Annotated in this window: 4 protein-coding genes; 2 read left to right on the plus strand and 2 right to left on the minus strand. The window is 69.8% G+C overall.

Going from position 1 to position 3,445, the window contains the following annotated elements:
* The first annotated feature begins 26 nt into the window (after positions 1 to 26).
* Together ACR2JA_RS03375 and ACR2JA_RS03380 are read left to right on the plus strand one after the other, a co-directional pair.
* Entirely contained in the window at positions 27 to 824 is a 798-nt protein-coding gene (locus ACR2JA_RS03375) for a DUF2145 domain-containing protein (protein ID WP_434007709.1), read from the plus strand.
* Positions 825 to 882: 58 nt separating this feature from the next.
* A complete protein-coding gene (locus ACR2JA_RS03380; RefSeq protein ID WP_434007710.1) occupies positions 883 to 1,947 on the plus strand; it encodes a serine endopeptidase in 1,065 nt (354 codons plus the stop codon).
* 18 nt (positions 1,948 to 1,965) lie between these two features.
* On the opposite strand, the gene yiaA is transcribed toward ACR2JA_RS03380, so the two are convergent.
* Together yiaA and ACR2JA_RS03390 are read right to left on the minus strand one after the other, a co-directional pair.
* Positions 1,966 to 2,403 carry an inner membrane protein YiaA gene (gene yiaA / locus ACR2JA_RS03385; protein WP_434007711.1) on the minus strand — a complete coding sequence of 146 codons (438 nt, stop codon included), beginning with the start codon at positions 2,401 to 2,403 and terminating at the stop codon, positions 1,966 to 1,968.
* Positions 2,404 to 2,438: 35 nt separating this feature from the next.
* Positions 2,439 to 3,445, minus strand: a 1,007-nt coding sequence (locus tag ACR2JA_RS03390) for an MFS transporter (RefSeq protein WP_434007712.1), incomplete at its 5' end; no start/stop codon positions are given.

Here is a 3,445-nt window from a genome sequence, read left to right on the forward strand (position 1 = left end):
ACAAGGCACTTCACACGAGAGGCATCATGAAAATCCAATGGCATATCGGGGTCGCGTTGCTCTGCGTGGTGGCCGCGACCACCGCCCACGCCGGCCGGTCGTGCGAGCAGCGGCCGATGACGCCGCAGACGCTGACCCAGGGTCTGGCGCTGGCGCAGCGCACGGCGCAGGCGCTGGACGCGGAGTTCACCCGCAGTGGTGCGCGGGTGGTGGTGCTGGCCCGCGCGGGGCAGGACCTGTCGACGTACGGGCTGCGCTACTCGCACCTGGGCTGGGCCTACAAGACGGCCGAGGGGCCGTGGCGCGTGCTGCACAAGCTCAACCAGTGCGGCTCCGGCGTTGGCGCGCTCTACCGCCAGGGCCTGGGCGAGTTCTTCCTGGACGACCTGTGGCGGCACGAGGCGGTGTGGTCGGTACCGGTGCCCGCGCTGCAGGCGCCGCTGTTGTCGCTGCTGACCGACCCGGTGCGCAGCACGCGTCTGAACGAACGCCAGTACAACCTGGTGTCCTACGCCTGGGGCACGCGCTACCAACAGTCCAACCAGTGGGCCATCGAGACGCTGGCCATGGCGGCCGAGCCGGGCCTCAGCACCCGGACACAGGCCCAGGCCTGGCTGGGCTTCAAGGGCTACCAGCCCAGCACGCTGCACATCGGCGCGCTCACGCGGCTGGGCGCGAGCGCCGGCTCGGCCCACATCCGCTTCGACGACCACCCGAACAGCAAGCGCTTCTCGGACCGCAGCGAGACCGTGACGGTGGACTCGGTGCTGGACTGGCTGCCCCGCAGCGGTCTGGGGTCGGCACCGCAGCGGCTGGCGCTGTGAGCGCTGTGCGGCCCGCGTTCACAATGGCTTCAAACGTCTGCATCTGGAGGACAACACAATGAGCAAAACCCTGCGCCTGTCTGAAAAATGGTTCCACCGCGGCCTGTGGCTGGTGGCTTTCCTGTTCGCCTGGTTCCTGGTGGGGCTGGGCAGCACCATCGTGGGTGACCTGCCGCAGGTGGAAACCTACCGTTCGCTCGACGACTACCTGGACCCGGCGCGCGCACCGGCGGTGAAAGAGGCGATCCTGGTGGCGCAGAAGAACGCCAAGGACGCGCAGGCCGCGCTGGACCAGGCACAGCTGCGCCAGCAGTCGGCCGAGGCCAACAACCGCGCCGCGCGCGAGACCTTCAGCAACTGGCTGGCCACGCGCAAGGCCACGGCGCGGCCCGAGCAGGACGAAGAGCTGATCGCCCGCACCAAGCAGCTGGACGAACTGCGGCAGGCCGAGCGCGACGCGCTGGCGCTGGTGGAACGGCAGCAGCAGGCTGCACTGGACGCGCGCCAGGCCGAAGAGCGCGCCCAGGCCGAACTGCAAAGCCTGCAGGACAGCGCGCGCGACGAATACCTGAGCGAGCAGCGCGCGCAAGAGCTGCGCGTGTTTGGCTACCGGCTGGCGCTCACGCTGCCGCTGCTGGTGGCGGCGGGCTGGCTGTTCGCCAAGAAGCGCAAGACCTCCTCGTGGCCCTTCGTCTGGGGCTTCATTTTCTTCGCGCTGTTCGCCTTCTTCGTTGAGCTGGTGCCCTACCTGCCCAGCTACGGCGGCTACGTGCGCTACAACGTGGGCATTGTGCTCACGGTGATCGGCGGGCGGTACGCCATCACCGCGCTGCAGCGGTACCTGGAGCGGCAGAAGCTGGCCGAAGCGCAGCCGGCCCAGGCGCGCCAGCGCGAGATGGACTACGACCAGGCCCAGGCGCGCATGGCCAAGAACATCTGCCCGGGGTGCGAGCGCACGGTGGACATGAAGGACGGCAAGACCGACTTCTGCCCGCACTGCGGCCTGTGCCTGTTCGACCACTGCGGCCACTGCCACACGCGCAAGAACGCGTTTGCGCGCTACTGTTTTTCGTGCGGCACGGCGGCCGACGCGCCGGCGGTGCCCGTGGTCAACGCGCCCTGAGCGAGGGGCGGGCCGGCGTCACTCGGCGGCGGCTTCGTCGGGCTGGCTGCCCTTGAACTGCGCCACGTCGCGGATGTTCTTCTGCACCGCCACGGCGCCGAACAGGGCCAGCAGGAAGGCCATGGCGTAGAAGCCTTTTTCGCTGGCGGCCAGGGTGGCGTTCCACAGGCCCACGGTCAACAGCAGCACCGCAATGCCCAGCGACACCCAGCACAGGCTGTAGTAGATGCCGGTGACCGGGATGCCTTCGATGCGGTCGCGCACCGACTTCTGCAGCGACACCGCCGAGAACAGGCCGTACATCAGCAGCGTGAAGTAGTAGCCCTTTTCGTTGAGCAGCATCTGCGCGTTCCACAGGCCCATGAGGTAGACCACGGCGCCCACCAGCAAGGCGGCCCAGGATGCGCCGATGAAGGCGCCGGTGGGTCGTTGGGCGGTGTAGGTGGGTGCGGGCATGGGAATCCTCCGGTGTCGTTGTGAGTGGCCGGACTTTACCGGATGCCCGGCGCGGCCTTTTGCTCCTCGCGCACCAGCCGCGCCATGGCCCACAGGCCCAGCGCCGGCCCGATGGCCAGCCAGGGCAGCAGCGCGCCCAGGCTCACGGTTTGCGCCAGTGAAACGAACAGCAGGATGCTCACGATGGAGATGCCGAAGCCGATGCTGTTGGTCAGCGTGAGCACGCTGCCCACGGCCTGCGGCGGTGCGTTGCGCGCGGTGAGGGTGGAGAACTGCGGCGAGTCGCCCGAGACGGTGATGCCCCACAGCACCAGCCAGCCGTAGAACAGCGGCGCGGGCGCGTCCAGGACGAACGGCGTGGCCAGGCAGCACAGGCCGCTGGTGGCCAGCTGCAGCGTGGCCACGCGTGCGCTGCCCCAGCGCAGCGCCACCCAGCCGCCGCCGGCGCAGCCCAGAGCGCCGGCACCCAGCACCCAGAACGCGGCCCATGACAGGTCGGTCCCGCTCAGCCGCGTGGCCAGCACCAGCGGCACCATCACCCACACGGTGTAGAGCTCCCACATGTGGCCGAAGTAGCCCAGCACCGAGGCGCGCACGCGGCCGTCGGTCCACAGCGTGCCCAGGGCGCGCCACTGCAGCGTGGTGACACGGGCCACCGCACCGGGCGGATCGCCCAGGCCGAAGAACAGCAGCAGCCCACCGGCTGCAGCCAGCGCGGCCACGCCCAGCATGAGCGTGGGCCAGGGCAGGCTGCCGCTGAGCGCACGCAACGCATGGGCGCTGGCCGAGCCGAGCACCAGCGCGCCGATCAGCAGGCCCAGCGCAGCGCCCAGGCCTTTCGTGTACCACTGCGCGGCGATCTTCATGCCCACCGGGTAGATGCCGGCCAGGAACACGCCGGTGAGAAAGCGCCAGGCGAGCAGGGCCTCGTAACGCGTGACCATGGCCCACGCCCCCACGGTGCAGCCCGCCCCCGCGAGCGCGCAGAACAGGAACACGCGGCGCGGGGCAAAGCGGTCGGCGATGGCGAGCAGCGCAAACA

Source organism: Hydrogenophaga sp., from assembly GCF_051007235.1.
Taxonomy (GTDB): Bacteria; Pseudomonadota; Gammaproteobacteria; order Burkholderiales; family Burkholderiaceae_C; genus Hydrogenophaga.

Bases quoted from the DNA above. Each gene is read 5' to 3' on its own strand.
- ACR2JA_RS03380 (WP_434007710.1), top strand. From the start codon at position 883: ATGAGCAAAACCCTGCGCCTGTCTGAAAAATGGTTCCACCGCGGCCTG.
- yiaA (WP_434007711.1), bottom strand. From the start codon at position 2,403: ATGCCCGCACCCACCTACACCGCCCAACGACCCACCGGCGCCTTCATC.
- ACR2JA_RS03375 (WP_434007709.1), top strand. From the start codon at position 27: ATGAAAATCCAATGGCATATCGGGGTCGCGTTGCTCTGCGTGGTGGCC.